We start from the raw sequence: 26,040 nt of genomic DNA, 5'->3' as shown, positions 1-26,040 counted from the left end.
CTATGGCTGTCGACATCTTCTTGAAACTCGATCCGATCAAGGGCGAGTCGCTGGACGACAAGCACAAGGACGAAATCGATATTTTGAGCTGGTCTTTCGGCGAGAGCCAGTCAGGCACTTTCCACAGCGGTTCGGGCGGCGGCGCCGGCAAGGTCAGCGTCCAGGATCTCCACTTTACGCACTTCGTCGACAAGGCCACGCCGGAGCTTTTCAAGGTCTGCGCGAACGGCAAGCACATTGATACGGCGATCCTCACCGTCCGCAAGGCGGGTGAAAATCCGCTGGAGTATCTCAAGATCGAGATGAAGCACATCCTGGTCACCAGCGTATCGACGGGCGGATCGCACGGTGAAGATCGCCTCACCGAAAACGTGAGTCTGAACTTCGCGAAGGTCAAGATGACCTACAAGACCCAGACGGAAAAAGGCGGCGCTGGAGCTGCGCCGGTGTTTGGCTGGGACGTTCCCGCCAACAAGGAATGGGCCTGATTGTCGGCCCTACCTGGCGCCGGTTGCGATAAGCGCGAACCGGCGCCAGGCGACGCAATTGCGGTCGCACGTCTTTGTGGGCCCGACCGCCTGTCGAGGCGACATCATCTTGGAGACCAGCTGATGCGCCGCGGAATAGAATAGCGAGTCGGGCGGCCATCTTGGGGACCGTAAATGACTATTGCTCCAAAGAGGGACCGGCTTTCTCCTCCATTGATGCTGGCCTTTCGCTCGGCTCATGAAGCCCGCGATGCGCGCAAGAAGCTCAATCTGCGCGATGAGTTCGGTGAGCGGATCATTGCCGGGCGGCGCAGCGCAGGCCGCTTTCCGATCTCGGAAACGTTGTTGCGGAGGGAGGTCTCCCATGACCTTGAAACGCTCCTCAATACCATTGCTCTGGAATCGACCTTGGATCTGAGCGGGCGGGATAGCGTTCGAACCTCGATCCTGAACTACGGCTTCCCCGATATCGCCCACCGTTCGATCGACGAGGTCACGGACGACGAACTCACCGACGCCCTGCGCGAGACTCTGACGACGTACGAGCCAAGACTCGATCGCAAGACGATCCGGGTCCGTCGCGACGGCTCGGTCGGTCCTGAGCAGCTGAAGCTGCGCTTCATCGTTCACGCAGACCTCAAGGCCGAGCCGCTCAACGTCCCCGTGGAATTTGTCGCCGACGTCGATCTCGACAGCGGCGACATCCAAATCAATCGACTTTAGCATGAATCGCGAATTCCTCGATTTCTACAATCGTGAACTGTCATTGCTGTACGAGCAGGCGGGAGATTTCGCCGAAGAATATCCTGGCATCGCAGAGCGCCTCGGCGGCCTCATCCGGGACCGCTCGGACCCGATGATCACGGGACTGTTGGAAGGCGCCGCGTTTCTTGCCGCCCGCGTTCAGCTCAAGCTCAAGCACGAATTCCCGGAATTCACTGCAAACCTGCTTGAGCAGCTGGTACCGAACTATCTTGCGCCCACACCATCGGCGATGCTCGTCACGGCGCGGCCACCCTACGCCGACCCGGCGCTGCGCGACGGCAAGAAGATTGTACGCGGCGCCTATTTCGACGCGACCTACCGCGAGAGAGAACGAAGTCTTTCCTGCCGATTTCGACTTTGCCGCGACATCGTGCTCTGGCCGTTCGACGTCACCAGCGCAGAGTATTTCTCGACAGCGGGCACTCTGCAGGCGCTCGGGATCCCGGTCGGTGGCGACGTCATCGCGGGGCTGAAGCTGTCGCTGACCCATCGTACCGCAGCCCGGCTCGACGAGGAACTACCGGATGCAGAGGCCCGAGCCAAGCCGGAAACCTGGTTCGCAGGCTGCCGCGTGAGCGAACTTCCGATCTACCTCTCAGGCGCGGAATCCGACGCCATCGCGCTCTACGAGCAATTGATCTCGAATTGCAAGGGAGTCTACTTCCGGCATCTCGACGACTTCGGCGATCCGGTGGTGACTCGTGCGCCCCATGATTGCGTGCAGCAAATTGGCTTCGACGAAAACGAGTCTCTGTTCCCTAACGACAATCGGATCTTTCGCGGCTCGGAGCTGCTGCGAGAATATTTCATGTTTCCACGCAAGTTCCTCGGCATAAACCTGACGGGACTACGCAGCGTGATGTCGCGACTGCGCAGCAAATCGATCGATATTGTCTTCGCTTTCGATGAACACAATTCGCGGCTGGCTGCCTCGGTGCGCCCCGAGACCTTCAGGCTCTATACTGCACCGGCGATTAATCTGTTCGAGAAAACGAGCGATCGCATTCCTGTCAAGTCGAATACTTACGAGTACCATGTGGTGCCAGATCGCAGCCGCTATCTGGAATACGAACCGCACCAGGTGCTCGAGGTCTACGCGCACCTGCCGGCAGAGAAGGATAAACGGCCCGTGCGCCCGCTATATTCGGCCGCCGTCGACCGGACCAGCGGATCGGTCGACGGGCTTTATTTTACCGTCCGCCGCTTACCTCGGCGCCGCACAGTGGAAGAGAAGACATACGGCTCTTCCTCCGACTACACCGGAACGGACATGTTCCTCTCACTGCTCGAGCCCGGTGAATTGAGCGGCCAAGGCTCCGTCGCCGAACTGAGCGTCCGGGCTCTCTGCTCCAATCGCCATCTCACCGAGCACCTACCGGTCGGCCAAGGCGGCGCCGACTTTCGTCTGCTTGACGATACCTCCCTTGATCTGATGTGCGTCGCTGGTCCCACGCCACCACGCGAGCCGGTGGTCGCCCAACTGCGCAGCCGCAGCGAAATCGCCAACAGTGGGATTGTCAGCTGGCGGCTGATCAATATGCTCAGCCTCAACTATCTTGGCCTCGTCGAACGCGGTGGCGGCAAGAACGCCGGAGCGCTGCGCGAGATGCTGGCCTTGTTCGCCGATCAGTTCGACGACGCCACGGAGCGCAAGATCCGCGGCGTGCGCAGCATAGAAAGCCGACCTGTCGTGCGGCGCGTGCGCGAGCGCACGGGTAGCGGCGCAGCACGGGGCCTGGAGATTACTGTTACGCTCGACGAGAAGGCATTTGAGGGCAGCGGCGTGTTCTTGCTCGGGGCAGTGCTGGAGCGCTTCTTCGCCGACTATTCGGGCTTCAACACCTTCACTCAGACGGTCATCTCGACGCCGGAGCGCGGCGAGATCATGCGGTGGCCACCGCGCATGGGCACGCGGAGACCGCTATGACGCTGATCGACCAGATGAAGGCCGAGCCCTGGCGCTTCGATTTCTTCCATACGTTGCGCCAGTTCGAGCGCGCCAACCCGGATCGACCGCGGATCGGCGACAGTGCCGCGCGTCGCGACGAATATGTCGACCTCGGCCAGGTGCCTTATCTGGAGTTCCCCGCCTCGAACCTCGCGGCGGTGGACGACCAGGGTGGCCGGCTCAGGATACTCGTCAAATTTCTCGGCCTCCTCGGCCCGCAGGGCGCCCTGCCCCTTGCCACCACCGATGAAAGCCTCAGCTGGTGGCTGATGCGGGATGACGCCTTCCCCCGCTTTCTCGACCTCCTCAACGGACGCTTCCTGCAACTCTTCTTTCGTGCCTGGGCCGACGCGCGCCCGATCGCCCAGCATGACCGCCCGGCGGACGATCGCTTCATTGCCTATGTCGGCTCCTTCGCCGGCTTGGGCTCCGATGTTTTCGCCGATCGCGATGCGGTTCCGGACATGGCGAAGCTCAGCTTCGCTGGACTGGTCGCGCCCAGGGCAAAGTGTGCATCACGGTTGACGCGGTTCTTGCAAGGACTGTTCGACGTCAAAGTCGAGATCGACGAATTCGTCGGCACCTGGCTCTCATTCGACCCAAGTCACTGCAGCCGGCTCGGCGGAACGCATGCGAGGCTCGGCCAGGACGCCCTTCTCGGCTCGCGTGTATTCAGCGTCGAGGACAAGATCAGAGTTCGGGTCTTTGTCAGAACTTTTGCTCAGTACGAACAATTCCTGCCGACCGAAACGCCCAACCTGTCGGCGCCACTGGCCGACGCCGTTTTCTTCTATATTGGCGACGAATTGGAATGGGAGGTCGAGCTCGCCATTCCTGCAGGAGAGGTCGTACCGGTCAGGCTGGGACAGAGTGGACGACTTGGATGGACCACCTGGGTCTCGCCGAACTGGACTTCAACGGAAGAATATCGCCGCGATGCCCGCTTTCAGCTCGGCGAACGATTGAGAGCCCGCCGGAGCGCCGCGGCCAATGCCGCGGCGATTTGAACCTATCCATCGCGCTGATCGCCTAATGCTATGGAATCCGAAGCGATTTCCGCGTGATGGCAAGCATCCGCGGAGGAATTGAGCAGGAGGAGCCGCCGTGACCGACATCAGCATTGAAGCTGTAACGGGCAAGCTGAACCGGGCCGGCTATGATGCCTTCATACAGGCCCTGCGCCACGCAAAGAGCGCCGGCAATCGCAACGTCGAGCTTGCGCACTGGCTGTTTCATATCCTGCAGCAGGAACGCAACGATCTCAGCCTCTCGGTCGATCATTACAAGCTCGACCGGGCACGCTTGTTGTCGGACCTTGCCGGCGTGATCAATGGCTTTCGTAAGAACGAAACCGACATGCCGGGCGTCGCCAATTCGGTCATCGATCTGCTCGATCGGGGCTGGCATTATGCCACGCTCTTCTTTGGCGAGACCCAGATCCGCACCGGTCATCTGCTCGTGGCGGGCCTGAAATCGAACGATATTCGTCGCACGCTGAACAACCTCTCGCAGGAGTTTGCCAAGGTCAACGTCGACGCACTGGCCGCGGAGCGCCGCGCCGTCTGGGCCGGCTCCGACGAGGAGACTATGCGGCCGATGGACGGTTCGGGCCTGGTCGGCGCCGGCACGGAAGGCGCGGCTCAAGCGGGTCCCAAGGGGACGACGCCGCTCGACCGGTTCTCCCAGGATCTCACCGCCAAGGCCAAATCGGGCGAGATGGATCCGATCCTTGGTCGGGACGAAGAAATCCGCCAACTGATCGACGTGTTGATGCGTCGGCGGCAGAACAATCCAATCCTCACCGGCGAAGCTGGCGTCGGCAAGACCGCAGTTGTCGAGGGCTTCGCGCAGCGTATCGCCGCCGGCGATGTGCCGCCACCGCTCCGCGGTGTAAGGCTTTGTGCGCTCGACATCGGCCTGATGCAGGCCGGTGCCTCCATGAAGGGCGAGTTTGAGCAGCGCTTGAGGTCGGTGATCGACGAGGTCCAGAGCTCACCCACCCCCATCATCCTGTTCATCGATGAAGCCCACACACTGATCGGCGCCGGCGGCGCGGCCGGCACCGGTGATGCGGCCAATCTCCTGAAACCTCCCCTCGCCCGTGGCACGCTGCGCACGATCGCCGCCACCACGTGGGCAGAATATCGCCAGTATATCGAGAAAGATCCCGCGCTCACACGACGCTTCCAGCCGATCCAGATCGATGAACCGGACGTGGAGACCTGCTGTATCATGCTGCGCGGACTTCTCGGTCCGATGGAAAAGCACCACGGCGTTCGCATCTCGGATGCAGCGATCGTCGCAGCGGTCAACTTGTCCCACCGCTACATTCCTTCACGGCAGTTGCCGGACAAGGCGGTCAGCCTGCTTGACACCGCCTCGGCACGCGTGGCGATCAGCCAGAGCGCGACACCGGCCCTGATCGAGGATGCACGGGTTGCGATTGCCGCCCGTGAAGCTGAGAGATCGGCACTCGTCAGCGACGGCGATCTTGGGATTGAGGACGACGAGCGCATCGTGGTGATCGATAACGACATCGCAGCACTGAAGGACAAGCTGACGAACCTCGAAGCCGATTGGGCCGCAGAGCAGGAGCTCGTCAAGGACATCCGGAGCATTCGGGAGATCCTGTCCGAACCCAAGGAAGGCGACGATCCGGCTGCCAAGCGCGCGGAGCTGCGCGGCAAGTTCGACACGCTTGAGAGCATCAATCCGGAAAAGCGGATGGTCTATGCCCATGTGGACCAGCAGTCGGTGGCGTCCGTTGTCTCTGACTGGACTGGCATCCCGGTCGGCCGGATGATGCGCGACGAGATCGAAACCGTGCTGAAGCTACCGGAGATCCTCAACCGCCGCGTCGTCGGCCAGTCCCATGGGCTGACGATGATCGCCAAGCGAATTGAGACCAGCCGCGCGAAGCTTGACAACCCGTCGAAACCGATCGGCGTGTTCATGCTGGCTGGTCCGTCCGGAGTGGGAAAGACCGAAACCGCCCTGGCGCTTGCCGAGACTCTTTACGGTGGCGAGCAGAACATGATCACGATTAACATGTCGGAGTTCCAGGAGGCGCACACCGTCTCGACCTTGAAGGGAGCGCCTCCCGGCTATGTGGGCTATGGAGAAGGTGGACGCCTCACCGAGGCTGTCCGGCGCAAGCCCTATAGCGTCATTCTGCTCGACGAGGTGGAGAAAGCTCATCCCGACGTCCACGAGATCTTCTTTCAAGTGTTCGACAAGGGAACCATGGAGGACGGCAACGGGCGGCGGATCGACTTCAAGAACACGTTGATCATCCTGACCACCAACGTCGGCACCGATCTGATCGTGGGCCTCTCGCGAGATCCAAGGTATCGCAGCGAGCCCGAAGAGCTCGCCAAGATGCTGAGGCCGGAATTGCTGAAGGTGTTTCCTGCAGCGCTGCTCGGGCGCATCGTCTCGATACCGTACTTCCCGCTATCCGACGAAATGCTCGCCGGGATCGCTCGGTTGCAGCTCGACCGGATCGGACGACGCCTCCGTGACAACCATAACGCGGCCTTCAGCTACGATGACGCCGTCGTGGAGCACATTGTGTCACGTTGCAACGATCCGGACTCCGGCGGGCGAATGATTGACAACATCATCACCAACACCCTCCTCCCGGAGCTGTCGCGCGAATTCCTCAGCAAGTCGCTTGCCAAGGAAGAAGTCAAGCAAGCGCGGGTCTCGATCGAGAACGACAAGTTCGCATATTCGTGGAATTGAGGACGATGAACATTCAAACCGAGCATCGCCACCCGAGCACCGGTCCCACGCCATACGACGAGGTCTACTACCCCGGCCACGTCTACGGGCTCACTCATCCGAACCATCTCGCTACCATTGCTGCCGTCTACGGCATGCAGGCGGCTCCGGTCGAGCGTTGCCGGGTGCTCGAGCTTGGCTGCGGCGTTGGCGGCAACCTGTTGCCGATGGCCTTTCAATATCCAAACAGCGAATTCGTCGGTGTCGACCTGAGCGGCGTGACGATCGAGCGCGGCCAGCGAAATATCGCCACATTGGGCCTGAGCAATATCAAGCTCCTCCATTGCGACATCATGAACGTCGACGCTAGCTTCGGGCAGTTCGACTACATCATCGCACACGGCGTGTATTCCTGGGTGCCGCCGGCGGTGCGCGAGAAGATGATGATGATCTTCAAGCAGAACCTGGCTCCGCGCGGGGTCTGCTACGTCAGCTACAACGCGCACCCGTTCTCGCATCTTCGCGACATGGTCCGCGACATGATGCGGTATCACACCCGCCGTCTCACCGACATGAAGGAGAAGGTAGGACAGGCCCGCGCGATCTTGAAGTTCCTGAGCGACGGCTCGAAGGCCAACTCGGTGCACGGCGCAGTTATGCGCGACCAGTACAACCGCGTCCTCAAGTCCCCCGACGAACTTTTATTTCACGACGATCTCGATGATGGTGCCGAGGCATTTCTCCTGCATGAGGTCGCCGAAGACGCAAACCGCCATGGCCTGCAATATCTGGGCGACGCTGATTTCTCACGACGCTATCTTGCCGGCTATTCCGAGGAGGTTCGCGCAACGCTGCAGCGCTTCCCGGAAAGCGAGTTCATGGCGCGCGATCAATATCAGGACTTCATCGACGGCAACGGCTTTCGGCGCACCTTGCTCTGCCACGACAGCATTTCGCTATCCCGCCAGATCGACCTCGATTTCGTCACCAGGTTCCATTTGCTGAGCACGACCAACCCGGTCCATCCCGACGCCTGCGTGACTGACGATTCCACGGTAGAGTTCGAGAACCAGGACGGCAGCAGGGTCACGGTAACAAATCCGGTCTTGAAGGCTGCGTATCTATGTCTCGGCCGGGCCTGGCCGCGAGCATTGTCGTTTGGCGAGCTGCTCGATGGCGCCCGCGCGCTGCTGGGCGGCCGACACGCGGATGATGACGAAAAAGTGCTGACGGAGGCAATGTTCATCCTGGCTTGCAGCGGCGAGGTTTCGTTCCTGCTCTCGCGCCCATTTCTGTTGAAGGAAGCTTCCGAGCATCCGCAGGCGAGCCTGCTCGCACGAAGACAAGCGCAAACAGGTCCGCTCGTCACCAACCTCCTCCACCAGACGGTACAGTTGGAGGACGACCGGACCAGGGATTTCCTGCAATTGCTCGACGGTGCGCGGACTATCGATCAGATCACGGCCGAAATGACCGAAAGATTCGGCCCGACCATCCAGGTAGACCAGAAGGATAGTGCCGGGAAGCCTGCCGATCCGTTGTTGCTGTCAACGCGAGAAAGCGTTCAACGCTCGCTTGCGATGGTCGGCAAGCTGGGCCTGCTGGTCGCATGACGCGCTCAAGTGCGTCGGTTCCGTTGGCGATGAACGGCAGGAGTTGGAAGCTCCCGCCATTTCCTGAAACGGATGCGGCCCCGGTACTCTAGCCGTCGTGGGTATATTGCTGGCCGAGGAGCCATCCCGTGAGAATACCGCCTGGTCCGCGCGTATAGACCGGATCAAAGCCAACACCTGCGCGCAGCATCTTCCATTCATGCTCGCCGACCCAGGGAATCCCGGGATCGCCCTTCTGATACTGGGACAGGAGCGTTCGGGCGACCTCTGCGGCATTGGCGTAGATCGGCCCGTTGGCCCAGCGAGGGCGCGGCAGGCCTGTCATGCGGCAATAGAGCGCCGTGCAGACGTAGGCAGACGCCTCTTCCGCATTGGCATCAAGGCCGGTACGCAACAGATCGTATGCCGCATGCAGGCTTTCGTGGACGATATAGGCCTCATCCAGCCGCCCCGTCGCCGACACGACCTCCAGCGTATTGGCGGCGACCGCTGTGCCGTCGGCTCGGGTTCGCGCGACATCGTTATATTGCGCAGCAACACCCGCTGCGAGATCGGTCGGAGCCGCGACGGTGACCTGCCCCAACCGGATCGCCCGGGCAACGTGATGGAACGTTTGCGGCGCAATCGTCACATGGCTGCCGCGGATCGGAAACCGGAACCGCATGCGTGCGACCGCCGGGCCATTGAGTACGTCTAACACCCTGCTCCGCAGTGACATTTGATCGTCCTCGTTGTTCACACTACCCCACGGATGGTGGTCGCCGTGTCCGATCGGCAGGTTCAAACAGTCAATGTGCTGGCGCGACAGGAATTCGAATGACCTGGGCCGGGCGGTAGCTTGATCGAACGAGCCGGCATTGAACCCGAGCCCGTTCGGGTGAGACCAATCTGAGGGGAGGATTGGCTCGGAGGGCGTTCCATGACGACGACTGATCCGACGACGACCGACACTTACCGGAAGATCGCGGCGCGACTGACCATGCTTCGGCCGCAGATCGATTTGAAGAATTACTTTGCCGGCCCCAACCCGGATGTGCGCCTTTATGACGAGAAGCCCTACATCCGACACCAACTCGAGAAGTATGGTGTCGCTGCCGCGACGACCACGCTCGACGGCGTCACCTTCTTGCCCAAGGACTGGGAAGAGCTGATCAAGAAGCTGCGCATTGCCAAGACGACGGACGGATTCGACGCCTTCGCAGAAGGGCAAAGCCCGGAGAAAGCGTCGCATTGGGCCCTCGATCTGTCGATGGCGGCAACGATCGGCAAGGGGTTTCGGGAGATCTGGCGCCCAAAGCTGTCGGACAGGCCGCTCTCAACGCGGGATCTCCCGGGCCGCCACGGCTTCGGGCTCGGGCGCGACCGCGGACAATGGAGCGACGCCTACAGCTCGCAATTCGGCAAGGACCCGCAGCCCCAGGACATCACCTCGCTGCATTTCGCCGTAGCACCTGATCGGGTGAACGTGCACATCGACGAAACGGGCTTCGTGTTCGAGGGCGTGGACGGTGCGCTTACGGTCGGGCCGAACTTCGTGCATCACGCCGGCAATGAACTGTTCTGGAAGAGCAACAAGCATATACCGCAATGGGCCGCAGAGCACATCGATCTGATCCTGCCGAACAGCGCGAACGACTTTTCGCGCGTGGGCATTTCGGTCGACATGTACCAACGCAAAGACTTGCGCGTTACGGTCACCGGCTCTTGCGGAATTTTCGGCGGCTTCGAGTGCTCGGGAACGGTGAGCATCAGCGGAACGCATGATCTGCTCGGTTCGAAGTCAAAAGGCCGGCGCTAAATCGGACATTGCTCGATCAACATTGCTCCGTGTCTACGCCTCCAAGCTACGAATGAGGCTCCTCGATTTGCCACTGCCAGTTCGTGGCCCGAATGAATGGAACTATCGAACCGCTTCGAGGTAGCGGCGCCCAAGATATTGGGGGCGAGAACGCGTAGTTCCGCAGGAACCAGCAGGGGAGGCCTCACATTGCCGAACCAGGAAAGGCCCTTGAAGCCTGTCGTCGAAAGCTATGCACCGCCAGCAGGAATCCGGCATGCGGTGACGGCAGGCGAGACCTGGATATCCCTCGCCAAGCGGATCGGCATCGACCCCTGGGACCTCATCGAGTTCAATTTTCCGGGCATCAAGCTCGTCAAACAGCGCGATTTCCAACAAGCCACACGGCAGGTGAACTGGTACCTGGCCGAGTATGTAGGCTGCCGCGCGATGTCGCCCGACCGCCAGAATTTTGCGTTTTCTTCCGGTACGACCGGCGGAAAAGGTGGATGGCGAGGGGGATTCATCTATCTGCCGCCAGGTACGCCGCCTCCCCCGCCGATTGCGCCCACTCCACCGGTTGCGCCCACCCCAGCGGCTCCGACCCCGCCGGAATGTGCAGGAAGCCGACCCGACTTCGCGCGGGTGCTGGACGTCAGCGAACGGGATTTCGCGCGCAACGTCTTTGGCCCGACGTTGCCGCCGTGGGAGACAATCGCGATTACCAATGGCCTGGGAGCAGGCGGGCGACCGTGGACGAACGATGGACCGTTCTTTAGAGGAAGCAATCCCATGGTGCCGAGCATGCGGTATGCCATCAATCTTGGCAATGTCGCGTTCAGTAACCTGGCATCGCCTAGCCCCACCTTCGGCCTCTTGTGCGACGACTTCGGTCGCATTTGCGACCTCTTCGTGCATGAAATGACCCACGTGTGGCAGGCGTTCAACGATTCAAACTGGACGATGGCGCGCTCCTTCTGGGCGCAGACGGTCGGTGCCGGCTACGACTACACCCCCGGGGATAGCTGGGACTCATACAACGTCGAACAACAGGCACACATCGTCGAAGATTGGCACAAGTACAAGATCAGTTCTCCGATGCTTGCCGAAGAACGGTATCCGTATGTCCGGCTCGTGATCCGCTCTGGACGCCTCACTTTTCCTCGCGGGCTGGATCTGCTGGCATTGAAAAAGGACCTTCAAGATCTGCGCGCAAGGCACCTGGACTAGACTCCGCTGCAAAGGAGTGGTCGGGACTCTACTTAATGATGCACCACACGCCGAGAATTCGACGCGGTGCGGTAGCGCATTCTTCCTCTCGAGAGCACTTTTCCGACTTGTCCAGCGTGCTGGTCAGCTTCGCGCAAGCACACGGAGAAGAATTGCGCGGCCGCCATGCGACAGGCGCTCGTGAAACAGTTCGGAGAGCCGGTCGCCACGCTTTGGGACAGCAAGCTTCATGCAGCGATTGCACCAAGCGCACACGACGCTTTTGTCGAGCTTGTCTATCACGCAATCTTACAGGTGCGGCAATCGACCGAATGGAATAAGGTCGAAGTCTTCGCCGTGACGCCGGACCGACGCAAGAAGACTGAGGCAGATCACCGCACAATTTTCGAAGCGATCAGGGATCGGAAGGGCCGTCTTGCCCGCGATGCGATGCGAGAACATCTCGAGCATATTGGTCAGTACATCTCGCAGCGCGGCTAAAGTGGAGAACTTGTGTGCTGCGGATGAATCGTAACACCACAATCCCGCGGCACTTTCGAGATCGCTGCGTCCATGACTGTCGAAGACAAAGATCCCATCGCTCCGGGTGATAATTTACGGCCCCTTCTCGAGGTGCGCAACCGGTTCGTTTGCGGCGGCATGAGGGAAGCGATATCGCGAGCCTCGCGGGCCGACTCGTGCAATTCACTTCGGCCGAGTGCATCGCTGGTCATCGACGAGCTAGTTCTTCAGCACGCAGGCCCCTTCAGACGCCGTGCGAAAGGCCCCCTCGCCAGGAATGCGGGCAACTATCTTGAAAGTATCCCAGGGCTCGGTGGATTCATAGGGAGTCTTGACTTCCAAGAGATACATATCTTGATTGAGCGCGTCCTGCGGCAAGGCCGGCAGGCCGCGCTCGTGAATGTTATTTGCCAAACCGATCGATGACTTCTGCCAGGGCGATATGGCCTACGCAGGCGCCGTTTCCTGGGCTGGAGTCACCCTTTTCCAAAACGGTCGCGTAGACCACAGCAGGATCAGCTTCGAGCCCTTGGCGCAGAGCTGCTAGCTTTGGCCATCCACGTCTGTCCGCGACGTCGTGGAAGTCGAGCCAGCGCGCGACGCCGATGAGCAAGGCATCCGCCAGCGTCGGCCGATCGCCAAGCAGAAACTTACTCTCACCGATCATGCCTTCGAGCTTGTCATGGCGTTCGATCACTCGCTTTCGCCCCACCTCTCGCAAGACCAACTGCATTTCCGGATTCGGCGTCTTCATTTCTATCGCGATCCAGAGCGGACTGAATGCGCCAGTGAAACCGGTATTCACGAACGCCATCAGCTGATGCATCCGATCAGCTCTCCGCGACAGCGGATCGAAGCTTATGCTCCGTTCGACGTCCCTAGCCTCAAGCCAGGCCGCTATCGCCATCGTTTCCGTCACAACGTCCCCCTCGTCCGTAATGAGTGCCGGCGTCTCATGCCGCGGATTGATCCTGGAGTAGGACGGGTCGCGCATTTCGCTGAACATGTCGACGCGACACAACCGGTATGGCTTGCCTAGCCATTCGAGCGCAGCAACTAGCCCCATGGAACTTCCCAACGGGAAGCCGTAGAGTAAGATTGGGTCCATGCATCTATTCTCCGTGATTTTCTGATGATCACGCTGCGCAGCGGTACCCGACTCTAGCCGCTCGCCCCAGCGAGTAAATTACGCACCTTTTTGTAACTAAGAGCCGCCGATGAAAAATCTCGTCTCACGCTGCCCCATCGAAGAAGTAATGCAGGTGCTGAGCGGTCGATGGCCCACACTTCTGATCTACTATTTGAAGGTGGGTACTAATCGTTTCAGCGACCTGCGTCGGAAGAATCCGACCATCTCGCATAAAATGCTTGCCCTAGAACTTCGTAAATTGGAGGATGCCGGCATCGTGGTGCGCACTGAATTTGACGGATATCCGTTACGGGTCGAGTATGATCTGACCCCGGCGGGTCACAAGCTCGTGCCGTTGATCGACGCCTTGGGTGACTGGTGGGAGTCGGTTGAAACCGTCACAACTGGAGAACGAGGTGGGCTCAGGGTCGTCGAAATCAGCGCTACAAAAAAAAGCGCTTCGCGATTGATCCTGTAGGCTGGGTTCTCCTGTAAGCTGGATTTATCGCATCATTGCTGCTGGGCGCAACCGCGTGGGGCAAAGCGGACATTGATGTCCGCGCACCACTTCAAAAAGCTAAGAGTAGACAGGAGATTGGAAGGTAGTCGCCTGGCTTCTTCGGCCAGAGGAAATCGCCGCTTTGAAGCTGCTGCTCCGATCCAAAGACGCCGTATCGTTGATCGAATAGATCGCAGCGCACCTAGACGAATGCATCGTGGGAGAGGTGGCACTTTTCCGCGGCCAATCCACCCACTTCAGAATGCCTTGCTCACGTTGGCTACCACGAGATTTTTCTTGATCTCCCGGTGCACACGTCGTGCGGCCGCGGTGCGACGGACCGAGTGGCGAATGAAGCCGACGCATGAAGTCGGCCGTTGCCGTTCTCGGGAAACACCGGCGCGTCGCTGCGGCTCGCCGAGATGTTGACGATCTCCAGCGAAGTGTCGCGGTACATATCAGCGAGATCCGACAGCGTAGTTTCGACCTTGAGCCATCGGTCCTGCCGCACCGCGCCTGCCGTGGCCCCGCTGCGCCTCGATGACGCCGTCGGCTGAAGCAGCTCGACGGCCTGCCGGAACGTGACGCGTGACACGCCGAACTCCGCGGCCAGCTCCTCGGAGGCGAAAGCCTTGGGTCCAGATGCCGTGCTTAGACTGAGCAAGACCAAGAAGCCGGCACTTAGTCTTGCTGACCCCGGGCGGCAAAAAGCGCCAATTAGCTATCTGCGATTTCATCGATAATGTGCCGCAGGTGCGGTCGATCAGCATGCGCACCGTAGTCATACGGGGTCCCGACGGAGTACCCCTCTTGGGCCGTTGCCCCGACCGAGAATCCTAGCGAGCATCGCGATCTAGAAGCAGGGGCTACGCGATTGCTCGTCTCACATTTCGAGCGGCTCGCCGAGGCGGGGATGCGCACAGCGTTTTCCAGCCCGGACTGGGATTCTTACGCTGATCCATCCGTGCGAAGGATCCTGTGCCGCGGGCGACTGTCGGGTTCGATCTCTCAAGGGACGTTACTAAAGCAAGAAACGTTATTGGAAAATCATAAGCCATGCGCGGTCGTCAGGAGGCCGAGCATGAACGGGGCAGGAGTTGAGGGCGTCGGAGTCTTTTCACAACAGGTCAGAGTTTCTTCTGGCGGCAGCGCCTAGGCGCTGAACGGGCGCCCATTGCCGGCGCTCTCCTGTGAGTTGCTCTTCGAATGCAATTGCACCTGCTCTGCGTCAGCAGAGTGGAGTGTGTTGTGAGCAGCGCTTTATTCACCTCGACGTCTCTACCAGCCACCAGATGGTCCGAAACTAATTCTCACCTCAAGGACAATTCGAGTTCATCTCGACCATCGGATCCTCCGGTCGAACTGTCTATGGCAGGTGCGATTGCCTCCCGGGCGACGGCGGCTCCGGTGATCGATTCAGCCGATCTGCAGTCCTCGCCGAGCGACGGCGCACCTTCGCTATCTCCTCGTCAAGACACGACTGCAGAGTTCTGGGCCGCTTCAAGGTCGCCCGTATCCGACACGTTGCTCTCCCGTCTTCTGGTTGCTCCCAAATAACATTCATCTTCTACGAGTTTTGAGGTCAAAGACATGGCTACTCAGACAACCGGCGGCGGCAGCACCACTTCGTTCTCCAATACACCGCAAGCGAAGGACGATGTTTTTACAAGTGGTCTGACCGCCGCCGGGGTCTCCATTGCGCTGACGGAAGATAACCTTCAGCCTGTTGTTTTCGATGTCATGGGAAATGACCTTGGAGGCAATGCCAAGACCCTCTTTTCCATCGACAATGGCATCAATAACAGCGGCGCCATGAGCGGCTATAGCGCGGCTGATTTGCTGACCCAGGATACCGCGCGCGCCGAAGCCACCAGCAGCGATACAAGCTTGAATGGCGCCAAAATCTGGATCACGGCGGATGGAAAAGTCGGGTATGACGCGTCAGCATTAAGCGCTCAGATCGCTGCCCTGTCAGCAGGGGAATTTTTCACAGATTCATTCATTTACGCCATCCGGCTTGGCAATGGGACGCTGAGCTGGGCTACCGCCACGGTGAGAATTGCCGGGGTCAACGATGGCCCCGTAGCCGTGGCCGACACAAATGCGGTGAAGGAAGACACCGCGTCGAATTCAGTCAGCGGCAGCGTGCTCATCAACGATACCGACACCGATACGCACGACAGTCATGGCGTCACGGCCGTCAACGGCTCCGCCACCAAGGTCGGTTCTGATGTGGTCGGCACCTACGGCACGCTGCACCTCAACTCCGATGGAACGTACACCTATACGCTCAACAACGCCCAGGCCAATGTGCAGGCACTAGCGGCAGGCCAGCTGGTTTACGACACTTTCAGCTACACCAATTCCGACAATCATGGCGGCTCGAGCATTGCCAACCTGACTATCACAGTTACAGGCACCAACGATGCGCCGGTGATCACCTCGTCGGCGCAGAGCGGCCTGGCGACGGAGTGGGCGGATCTGTCGGCGGCGGAAGTTGCCAACAGCCCGCATACCGCCTTCGGCGCGGTGACCTTCACCGACGTCGACACGCTCGACAGCCACACCGCCTCGTTTGCGCCGCAGGGCGGCGGCTACCTCGGCACGTTCACCCTCGATACCACCAACCATGATACCGGCAATGGCGGCGCGATCGGCTGGAGCTTCTCGGTATCCGACGGCGCCATCGATTACCTGCAGGCCGGCCAGACCCTGACCCAGAAGTACGACGTCACGATCTCGGACGGCCACGGCGGCACCGCGGTGCAGACCGTGACCATGACGATTGTCGGCACCAACGATGCGCCGGTGATCACCTCGGCGGCGCAGAGCGGCCTGGCGACGGAGTGGGCGGATCTGTCGGCGGCGGAAGTTGCCAACAGCCCGCATACCGCCTTCGGCGCGGTGGCGTTCACGGACGTCGACACGCTCGACAGCCACACCGCCTCGTTTGCGCCGCAGGGCGGCGGCTACCTCGGCACGTTCACCCTCGATACCACCAACCATGATACCGGCAATGGCGGCGCGATCGGCTGGAGCTTCTCGGTATCCGACGGCGCCATCGATTACCTGCAGGCCGGCCAGACCCTGACCCAGAAGTACGATGTGACGATCTCGGACGGCCACGGCGGCACCGCGGTGCAGACCGTGACCATGACGATTGTCGGCACCAACGATGCGCCGGTGATCACCTCGGCGGCACAGTCCGGCACCGTGTCGGAAGGCGACGACCTCCCGGCCGCAGCCCAGACCGCCACCGGCCAGGTCACCTTCTCCGACGTCGACACCAGCGACACCCACACGCTCTCGGTCAGCGTCGCCGCCGCTCACGGCACCGCCACCGTCGATCCCGACGGCACCTGGCATTACACCGTGCTCGACAGCGGCGGCGTCGACGCGCTCGCCGCCGGTGAGCATCTCGCCGACAGTTTTACGGTCGAGGTCGATGACCACCATGGCGGCCTCGCCAGCCAGGTCGTATCGATCGACATCACCGGCACCAACGACGCGCCGGTCGCGGTGGCGGATACCAATGCCGGCAGCGAGGACAGCACCATCACCGGCACCGTCGCGAGCAATGACAGCGACGTCGATGACGGCGCGATCCTGACCTATGCGCAGACCAGCGCTGTCGCCGGCCTGACGCTGCACCCCAACGGCAGCTACAGCTTTGATGCCGGCAACGCCGCCTACCAGCATCTGGCCCAGGGCGCCACGGCCGACGTGGTGGCGAACTACACCGTCACCGACGAGCACGGCGCCACCTCGGGCGCGACGCTGACCATCACCCTGACCGGCACCAACGACGCCCCGGTCGCGGTGGCGGATACCAACGCAGGCCTGGAAGACAGCACCATCACCGGCACCGTCGCAAGCAACGACAGCGACGTCGATGACGGGGCGATCCTGACCTATGCGCAGACCGGCGCGGTCGCCGGCCTGACGCTGAACCCCAACGGCAGCTACAGCCTGGATGCCGCCAACGCCGCCTACCAGCATCTGGCCCAGGGCGCCACCGCCGACGTGGTGGCGAACTACACCGTCACCGACGAGCACGGCGCCACCTCGGGCGCGACGCTGACCATCACCCTGACCGGCACCAACGACGCGCCGGTCGCGGTGGCCGACACCAACGCGGGCAGCGAGGACAGCACCATCACCGGCACGGTCGCGGGCAATGACAGCGACGTCGATGACGGCGCCACTCTAAGCTACAGCCTCGATGCGGCGGTCGCCGGCCTGACGCTGAACCCCAACGGCAGCTACAGTTTTGATGCCGGCCATGCCGCCTACCAGCACCTGGCGCAGGGCGCCACGGCCGATGTGGTGGCGAACTACACCGTCACCGACGAGCACGGCGCAACCTCGGGTGCGACGCTGACCATCACCCTGACCGGCACCAACGACGCCCCGGTCGCGGTGGCCGACACCAATGCGGGCAGCGAGGACAGCACCATCACCGGTACCGTCGCAAGCAATGACAGCGACGTCGATGACGGCGCCACTCTAAGCTACAGCCTCGATGCGGCGGTCGCCGGCCTGACGCTGAACCCCAACGGCAGCTACAGTTTTGATGCCGGCCATGCCGCCTACCAGCACCTGGCGCAGGGCGCCACGGCCGATGTGGTGGCGAACTACACCGTCACCGACGAGCATGGCGCCACCTCGAGTTCGACGCTGACCATCACGCTGACCGGCACCAATGACGCGCCGGTCGCAGCGGCCGACACCAATGCGGGCAGCGAGGACAGCACCATCACCGGCACCGTCGCGGCCAACGACAGCGACGTCGATGACGGCGCGGTCCTGACCTATGCGCAGACCGGCGCGGTCGCCGGCCTGACGATCAACGCAGACGGCAGCTACAGCCTGGATGCCGCCAACGCCGCCTACCAGCATCTGGCCCAGGGCGCCACCGCCGATGTGGTGGCGAACTACACCGTCACCGACGAGCACGGCGCCACCTCGGGTGCAACGCTGACCATCACGCTGACCGGCACCAACGACGCCCCGGTCGCGGTGGCCGACGCCAACGCAGGTCTGGAAGACAGCACCATCACCGGCACCGTCGCGGGCAACGACGGCGACGTCGATGACGGCGCCACTCTGAGCTACAGCCTTGATGCGGCGGTCGCCGGGCTGACGCTGAACCCCAACGGCAGCTACAGTTTTGATGCCGGCCATCCGGCCTACCAGCATCTGGCGCAGGGCGCGACCACCGATGTGGTGGCGAACTACACCGTCACCGACGAGCACGGCGCAACCTCGGGCGCGACGCTGACCATCACCCTGACCGGCACCAATGACGCGCCGGTCGCGGTGGCCGACACCAACGCGGGCAGCGAGGACAGCACCATCACCGGCACCGTCGCGAGCAACGACAGCGACGTCGATGACGGCGCCACTCTAAGCTACAGCCTCGATGCGGCGGTCGCCGGCCTGACGCTGAACCCCAACGGCAGCTACAGTTTTGATGCCGGCCATGCCGCCTACCAGCACCTGGCGCAGGGCGCCACGGCCGATGTGGTGGCGAACTACACCGTCACCGACGAGCACGGCGCAACCTCGGGTGCAACGCTGACCATCACCCTGACCGGCACCAACGACGCCCCGGTCGCGGTGGCCGACACCAACGCGGGCCTGGAAGACAGCACCATCACCGGCAGCGTCGCGAGCAACGACAGCGACGTCGATGACGGCGCCATCCTGACCTATGCGCAGACCGGCGCGGTCGCCGGCCTGACGATCAACCCGGACGGCAGCTACAGCCTCGATGCCGGCAATCCGGCCTACCAGCACCTGGCACAGGGCGCCACGGCCGATGTGGTGGCGAACTACACCGTCACCGACGAGCATGGCGCCACCTCGAGTTCGACGCTGACCATCACGCTGACCGGCACCAATGACGCGCCGGTCGCAGCGGCCGACACCAATGCGGGCAGCGAGGACAGCACCATCACCGGCAGCGTCGCGGCCAACGACAGCGACGTCGATGACGGCGCGGTCCTGACCTATGCGCAGACCGGCGCGGTCGCCGGCCTGACGATCAACGCAGACGGCAGCTACAGCCTGGATGCCGCCAACGCCGCCTACCAGCATCTGGCCCAGGGCGCCACCGCCGACGTGGTGGCGAACTACACCGTCACCGACGAGCACGGCGCCACCTCGGGTGCAACGCTGACCATCACCCTGACCGGCACCAATGACGCGCCGGTCGCGGTGGCCGACACCAACGCGGGCAGCGAGGACAGCACCATCACCGGCACGGTCGCGGGCAACGATAGCGACATCGATGACGGCGCGGTCCTGACCTATGCGCAGACCGGCGCGGTCGCCGGCCTCACGCTGAACCCGGACGGCAGCTACAGCCTCGATGCCGGCAACGCGGCCTACCAACATCTGGCCCAGGGCGCCACCACCGACGTGGTGGCGAACTACACCGTCACCGACGAGCACGGCGCCACCTCGGGTGCAACGCTGACCATCACGCTGACCGGCACCAACGACGCCCCGGTCGCGGTGGCCGACGCCAACGCAGGCCTGGAAGACAGCACCATCACCGGCACCGTCGCGAGCAACGACAGCGACGTCGATGACGGCGCGGTCCTGACCTATGCGCAGACCGGTGCGGTCGCCGGCCTGACGCTGCACCCCGACGGCAGCTACAGTTTTGATGCCGGCAATCCGACCTACCAGCACCTGGCGCAGGGCGCCACCACCGACGTGGTGGCGAACTACACCGTCACCGACGAGCACGGCGCAACCTCGGGTGCAACGCTGACCATCACGCTGACCGGCACCAACGACGCCCCGGTCGCGGTGGCCGATACCAACAGCGGCCTGGAAGACAGCACCATCACCGGCACCGTCGCAAGCAACGACAGCGACGTCGATGACGGCGCCACTCTGAGCTACAGCCTCGATGCGGCGGTCGCCGGCCTGACGCTGAACCCGAACGGCAGCTACAGTTTTGATGCCGGCCATGCCGCCTACCAGCACCTGGCGCAGGGCGCCACGGCCGATGTGGTGGCGAACTACACCGTCACCGACGAGCACGGCGCAACCTCGAGCTCGTCGCTGACCATCACCCTGACCGGCACCAACGATACGCCGGTCGCGGTGGCCGATACCAACGCAGGTCTGGAAGACAGCACCATCACCGGCACCGTCGCGAGCAACGACAGCGACGTCGATGACGGCGCCACTCTGAGCTACAGCCTCGATGCGGCGGTCGCCGGCCTGACGCTGAACCCGAACGGCAGCTACAGTTTTGATGCCGGCAATCCGACCTACCAGCACCTGGCGCAGGGCGCCACCACCGACGTGGTGGCGAACTACACCGTCACCGACGAGCATGGCGCCACCTCGGGTGCAACGCTGACCATCACCCTGACCGGCACCAATGACGCGCCGGTCGCGGTGGCCGACACCAACGCGGGCAGCGAGGACAGCACCATCACCGGCACCGTCGCAAGCAACGATAGCGACATCGATGACGGCGCGGTCCTGACCTATGCGCAGACCGGCGCGGTCGCCGGCCTCACGCTGAACCCGGACGGCAGCTACAGCCTCGATGCCGGCAACGCGGCCTACCAACATCTGGCCCAGGGCGCCACGGCCGACGTGGTGGCGAACTACACCGTCACCGACGAGCACGGCGCCACCTCGGGTGCAACGCTGACCATCACGCTGACCGGCACCAACGACGCCCCGGTCGCGGTGGCCGACGCCAACGCAGGTCTGGAAGACAGCACCATCACCGGCACCGTCGCGGGCAACGACGGCGACGTCGATGACGGCGCGGTCCTGACCTATGCGCAGACCGGTGCGGTCGCCGGCCTGACGCTGCACCCCGACGGCAGCTACAGTTTTGATGCCGGCAATCCGACCTACCAGCACCTGGCGCAGGGCGCGACCACCGATGTGGTGGCGAACTACACCGTCACCGACGAGCACGGCGCAACCTCGGGCGCGTCGCTGACCATCACCCTGACCGGCACCAACGACGCCCCGGTCGCGGTGGCCGACACCAACGCAGGCCTGGAAGACAGCACCATCACCGGCAGCGTCGCGAGCAACGACAGCGACGTCGATGACGGCGCCATCCTGACCTATGCGCAGACCGGCGCGGTCGCCGGCCTGACGATCAACCCGGACGGCAGCTACAGCCTCGATGCCGGCAATCCGGCCTACCAGCACCTGGCACAGGGCGCCACGGCCGATGTGGTGGCGAACTACACCGTCACCGACGAGCATGGCGCCACCTCGGGTGCAACGCTGACGATCACGCTGACCGGCACCAACGACGCCCCGGTGGTCGTCGCTGGTCATGCGCTGAACTACACGGAAAACCAGGCCGCCACCGCGATCGACCCGGCGCTGACGGTGTCCGACGTCGACAACGCCAATCTGTCCTCGGCGACGGTGCAGATCACCGGCAATTACGTCAACGGCCAGGATGTGCTGGGCTTTACCAACCAGAATGGCATCACCGGATCGTTCAACGCAGCGACCGGGACGCTCACTTTGACCGGTTCATCCAGTGTCGCGAACTACCAGACCGCGCTGGACTCGGTGACCTACCTCAACACCAGTGATAACCCGTCGGGCCTGGCCCGCACGGTCACCATCATCACCAATGACGGGTCCGCCAACAGCCTGGCCGTGACCGACACGATCAATGTGACGCCGGTCAACGACGCGCCGGTCGTCGTCGTGGGTCATACGCTGAACTATACGGAAAACCAGGCCGCCACCGCGATCGATCCGGCGCTGACGGTGTCCGACGTCGACAGCGCCAATCTGTCCTCGGCGACGGTGCAGATCACCGGCAATTACGTCAACGGCCAGGATGTGCTGGGCTTTACCAACCAGAATGGCATCACCGGATCGTTCAACGCGGCGACCGGGACGCTCACCTTGACGGGTTCATCCAGCGTCGCGAACTACCAGACCGCTCTGGACTCGGTGACCTACCTCAACACCAGTGATAACCCGTCGGGCCTGGCCCGCACTGTCACCATCATCACCAATGACGGGGCCGCCAACAGCGTGGCCGTGACCGACACGATCAATGTGACGCCGGTCAACGACGCGCCGGTATTGAACGCGGCGCAGACGCCTGTGCTGACGGCGGAGAACGAGGACGGGGGAGTGCCGAGCGGAGCGGTCGGCACCCTGGTGTCGAGCCTGGTCTCGTTGTCCGGTGGCGTGAACAACGTCACTGATGTGGACAGCGGCGCAGTCACCGGTCTTGCACTGACGGCCACCGACACCGCCCACGGGAGCTGGTTCTACTCCACCAATGGCGGCACCAGCTGGACGGCAGTCGGGACGGTGACGAACACCTCGGCGCTGCTGCTGGCGGCGGATGCCAATACCCGGCTGTACTTCCAACCGGCCGCTGACTTTAACGGCACGGACACCAACGCCATCACGTTCCGGGCCTGGGACCAGACCAGTGGCGCGGCCGGTACCAAGGTCGACGCCTCGACCAATGGCGGCACGACTGCGTTCTCCACTGCGACCGACACCGCCAATATCGTCATCAATCCAGTCAACGATGCTCCGATTGCGTCCGGCAGTGCGACACTGGCGGCGATCAACGAGGATACGGCGACACCTGCGGGGGCCACGGTGACCTCGCTGTTTAGCGGCAACTTCTCGGATGCAACCGACCAGGTCAGCGGCGGCTCGAGCGCCAACACCTTCGCGGGCATTGCGATCAGCAGCTACACGGTTGATGCGACCAAGGGCAACTGGCAGTACTCGACCAATGGCGGCGGCAGCTGGACATCCCTGGGCAATGAGACGACATCGGCGGCCCTGACGCTCAATGCGTCGGATATGCTGCGCTTCCTGCCGGCTGCGAACTACAACGGCTCGGCTACCGCGCTGAGCGCTAACCTGATCGAGAGCGGCCAGTCCATCACCAGCGGGGCAACCATCAACCTGACCGGGGCGACCGGTGGCAGCACGCACATCTCGTCCGGCACGGTGGCGCTTTCGGAAACCATCACGGCAGTCAACGACGCACCGATTGCCTCTGGCAGTGCGACCCTGCCGGCGATCAACGAGGATATGGCGGCCCCAGCGGGGGCTACAGTGAACTCGCTGTTCAGCGGCAATTTCTCGGATACGGCGGACCAGGTCAGCGGCGGTTCGAGCGCCAACACCTTCGCGGGCATTGCGATCAGCAGCTACACGGTTGATGCAACCAAGGGCAACTGGCAATACTCGACCAATGGCGGCGGCAGCTGGACAACGCTGGGCAACGAGACGACATCGGCGGCCCTGACGCTCAATGCGACGGATATGCTGCGCTTCGTGCCGGCTGCGAACTACAACGGTTCAGCTACCGCGCTGAGCGCTAACCTGATCGAGAGTGGCCAAACCATCACCAGCGGGGCAAGCGTCAACCTGACCGGGGCGACCGGTGGCACCACGCACATCTCGTCCGGCACGGTGCCGCTTTCAGAAACCGTCAGCGCAGTCAACGACGCGCCGGTGAACACTGTTCCCGCTACTTCGGTGAATGCGGGCAATGGATCGGGCACGGCGACTTTTTCGGGAGCAAGCCTCATCAGCATTAGTGATGTGGACGCCGGAAACGGCAGCGTTACCGTGTCACTATCCCTCGGTGCTTCGGCTCAAAGCTCAACCGGTATTCTTACACTCGCTACGACAACTGGACTCGCATTCAACGCTGGTGCCAACGCCACAAAAGCGATGACGTTTACCGGCACAATCACCGATATAAATAACGCCCTGAATGGCATGGTATTCAGTGGCGGTTCAAATAACAGTACCCGAACACTAACGATTACAACGAACGACAACGGAAATTCCGGCTCTGGTGGAGGCCTTACCGATGTCGACACCGTCTCGGTCGTAAAGGGAAATGGGTCCACTACAATTACGCCAGCGGGCATTGCCGGAGAAGCGATCAACTTAGCTCTTGCGGATCAATCGATAGATCACTTGGTTGCAGTCACCGCTAATGTTTCAGGTATTCCATCTGGATGGACATTGAGCGAGGGCGCAGTTAACAGCGATGGTAGCTGGACCGTGGTGACCAATCACATCGCATCGCTCGCAATCACTTCACCCTCGAATTACACGGGTGCGTTGGTACTTGACGTGACGGAGACCTGGATCAACGCTGACGGTAGCGCCGGTGCCGCAATTGTAGCCGACAACATTGAAGTTTATGCGCAAGGCTCCCCAATCTTCGCGCTGTCAGGCGACGACAACCTAACCGGCTCGAGTGGCCACGACCTGTTCGTGTTCTCGCAGCCGATCGGCCACGACGTGATCTATGACTTTGCAGCGGCGTCGGATCAGATCGATCTGATCGGCTACGCCAACTTCACCGATTTCGGCGATATCCAGTCGCATATGACCGACGACGCTGCTGGCAACGCCGTGGTTACGCTCGCCGATGGTCAGTCGATCACGCTGAAGGGCGTCGACGCCTTGTCGCTCACCGCTGATGACTTCGTCTTCGATCAAACGCCGGTCACGGAGAACGCCGGCCACATGGTGATTAGCGACGGCGCGATCCTGCCGCTCTCCGGCATCATCGACAACACCGGCACGATTGAGTTGAACTCGACCGGAAGCGGGACCGACCTCGAGCTCATCGAGCACGGCATCACGCTCCAGGGTCATGGGCAGGTCGTCCTGTCCGATAGCAGTCAGAACCTGATCACAGGAACGGTCTCGGACGTCATGCTGACGAACGTGGACAACACGATCTCCGGCGCTGGCCACCTCGGAGATGGCGTGATGGTGCTGGTCAACGAAGGCACGATCATCGCCACCGGCACCAATGCACTCGACATCGATACCGGAGCTAACGCCGTAACCAACACCGGCACGATCGAGGCAACAGGAACCGGTGGACTGGTGGTCCACAGCGACGTCGTCAATACCGGCCTGTTGTGGGCCAACGACGGCAACGTCACGATCGACGGCAACGTCAGTGGCAACGGTTCGGCGCTGATCAGTGGGACCGCGACGTTGGAGTTTGCTCATGCTTCGGCGGAAAATACCACGTTTGCGACAGGCGCAACCGGAACCCTCATCCTTGGCGATTCGTTCAATTTCTCGGGGACCGTGTCCGGGATGAGCGCAGACGATCATATTGATCTCCTCGACTTCAACTTCGCCAACGCGCCGACGTTGAATTACACCCCCAACGCCGACAACAGTGGCGGGACTCTGAGCATCGCCGACGGATCCCATACCGCCAACATTGCTCTGTTGGGTAGCTTTGATCCCACCGGCTTCCAGATTGAGGCAGATAAGACGACAGGAACATTGGTCAGCTACCACGATTTCCATCTGGCCTAAAAAGCGAGTCAAT

At 62.0% G+C, this 26,040-nt stretch carries 15 protein-coding genes; 11 read left to right on the top strand and 4 right to left on the bottom strand.

Annotated elements, in window-relative coordinates:
* Window positions 1-2: 2 nt before the first annotated feature.
* The 6 genes from E4K65_RS03410 to E4K65_RS03385 all read left to right on the top strand — a co-directional run bounded on the left by E4K65_RS03410 (window position 3) and on the right by E4K65_RS03385 (window position 8,537).
* Window positions 3-488: an Hcp family type VI secretion system effector gene (locus E4K65_RS03410; protein ID WP_011086373.1), complete on the top strand. Its 486-nt coding sequence runs from the start codon at window positions 3-5 to the stop codon at window positions 486-488.
* A 174-nt stretch (window positions 489-662) separates the two neighbouring features.
* The gene (tssE, locus tag E4K65_RS03405) at window positions 663-1,211 is read left to right on the top strand and encodes a type VI secretion system baseplate subunit TssE (RefSeq protein WP_135172897.1); all 549 of its coding nucleotides are present in this window, start codon (window positions 663-665) and stop codon (window positions 1,209-1,211) included.
* A gap of 1 nt (window position 1,212) precedes the next feature.
* Window positions 1,213-3,180 (top strand): type VI secretion system baseplate subunit TssF, encoded by a 1,968-nt coding sequence (gene tssF, locus E4K65_RS03400; RefSeq protein ID WP_135172896.1) that lies wholly within the window; start codon window positions 1,213-1,215, stop codon window positions 3,178-3,180.
* Window positions 3,144-4,208 (top strand): type VI secretion system baseplate subunit TssG, encoded by a 1,065-nt coding sequence (gene tssG, locus E4K65_RS03395; protein ID WP_135172895.1) that lies wholly within the window; start codon window positions 3,144-3,146, stop codon window positions 4,206-4,208. Before tssF ends, tssG begins: the two co-directional genes overlap by 37 nt.
* 97 nt (window positions 4,209-4,305) lie before the next feature.
* Window positions 4,306-6,945: a type VI secretion system ATPase TssH gene (tssH, locus tag E4K65_RS03390; RefSeq protein WP_135172894.1), complete on the top strand. Its 2,640-nt coding sequence runs from the start codon at window positions 4,306-4,308 to the stop codon at window positions 6,943-6,945.
* A gap of 5 nt (window positions 6,946-6,950) precedes the next feature.
* The gene (locus E4K65_RS03385; protein ID WP_167770484.1) at window positions 6,951-8,537 is read left to right on the top strand and encodes a class I SAM-dependent methyltransferase; all 1,587 of its coding nucleotides are present in this window, start codon (window positions 6,951-6,953) and stop codon (window positions 8,535-8,537) included.
* An 88-nt stretch (window positions 8,538-8,625) separates the two neighbouring features.
* Here the strand turns inward: E4K65_RS03385 and E4K65_RS03380 are convergent, their stop codons facing one another.
* On the bottom strand, window positions 8,626-9,201 hold the full coding sequence (locus E4K65_RS03380) for a hypothetical protein (protein WP_025576462.1): 576 nt from the start codon (window positions 9,199-9,201) through the stop codon (window positions 8,626-8,628).
* Window positions 9,202-9,456: 255 nt separating this feature from the next.
* Here E4K65_RS03380 and E4K65_RS03375 point away from each other — a divergent pair, with 255 nt between their 5' ends.
* From E4K65_RS03375 to E4K65_RS03365, 3 genes are all read left to right on the top strand, one after another.
* The gene (locus E4K65_RS03375) at window positions 9,457-10,335 is read left to right on the top strand and encodes a hypothetical protein (RefSeq protein WP_167770483.1); all 879 of its coding nucleotides are present in this window, start codon (window positions 9,457-9,459) and stop codon (window positions 10,333-10,335) included.
* Window positions 10,336-10,545: 210 nt separating this feature from the next.
* On the top strand, window positions 10,546-11,544 hold the full coding sequence (locus E4K65_RS03370) for a hypothetical protein (RefSeq protein WP_235885448.1): 999 nt from the start codon (window positions 10,546-10,548) through the stop codon (window positions 11,542-11,544).
* A gap of 165 nt (window positions 11,545-11,709) precedes the next feature.
* Window positions 11,710-12,024: an FCD domain-containing protein gene (locus E4K65_RS03365; protein ID WP_135172892.1), complete on the top strand. Its 315-nt coding sequence runs from the start codon at window positions 11,710-11,712 to the stop codon at window positions 12,022-12,024.
* A 240-nt stretch (window positions 12,025-12,264) separates the two neighbouring features.
* Here the strand turns inward: E4K65_RS03365 and E4K65_RS03360 are convergent, their stop codons facing one another.
* Window positions 12,265-12,459 (bottom strand): hypothetical protein, encoded by a 195-nt coding sequence (locus tag E4K65_RS03360; protein ID WP_135172891.1) that lies wholly within the window; start codon window positions 12,457-12,459, stop codon window positions 12,265-12,267.
* On the bottom strand, window positions 12,449-13,153 hold the full coding sequence (locus tag E4K65_RS03355; protein WP_135172890.1) for a glutathione S-transferase family protein: 705 nt from the start codon (window positions 13,151-13,153) through the stop codon (window positions 12,449-12,451). The genes E4K65_RS03360 and E4K65_RS03355 overlap by 11 nt, the downstream gene beginning before the upstream one ends.
* A 109-nt stretch (window positions 13,154-13,262) precedes the next feature.
* Between E4K65_RS03355 and E4K65_RS03350 the strand changes: the two genes are divergently transcribed.
* Window positions 13,263-13,652, top strand: coding sequence for a winged helix-turn-helix transcriptional regulator (locus tag E4K65_RS03350; protein ID WP_135172889.1), 390 nt, complete (start codon window positions 13,263-13,265; stop codon window positions 13,650-13,652).
* 301 nt (window positions 13,653-13,953) lie between these two features.
* On the opposite strand, the gene E4K65_RS03345 is transcribed toward E4K65_RS03350, so the two are convergent.
* Entirely contained in the window at window positions 13,954-14,268 is a 315-nt protein-coding gene (locus tag E4K65_RS03345; protein ID WP_235885447.1) for a hypothetical protein, read from the bottom strand.
* A 995-nt stretch (window positions 14,269-15,263) separates the two neighbouring features.
* Between E4K65_RS03345 and E4K65_RS03340 the strand changes: the two genes are divergently transcribed.
* Window positions 15,264-26,027 carry a cadherin-like domain-containing protein gene (locus tag E4K65_RS03340; protein WP_167770482.1) on the top strand — a complete coding sequence of 3,588 codons (10,764 nt, stop codon included), beginning with the start codon at window positions 15,264-15,266 and terminating at the stop codon, window positions 26,025-26,027.
* Window positions 26,028-26,040: the final 13 nt, after the last annotated feature.

Origin of the sequence: Bradyrhizobium niftali, from assembly GCF_004571025.1 — a bacterium.
Lineage (GTDB): Bacteria > Pseudomonadota > Alphaproteobacteria > Rhizobiales > Xanthobacteraceae > Bradyrhizobium > Bradyrhizobium niftali.
This window is presented reverse-complemented; position numbering and strand designations above follow the sequence as displayed.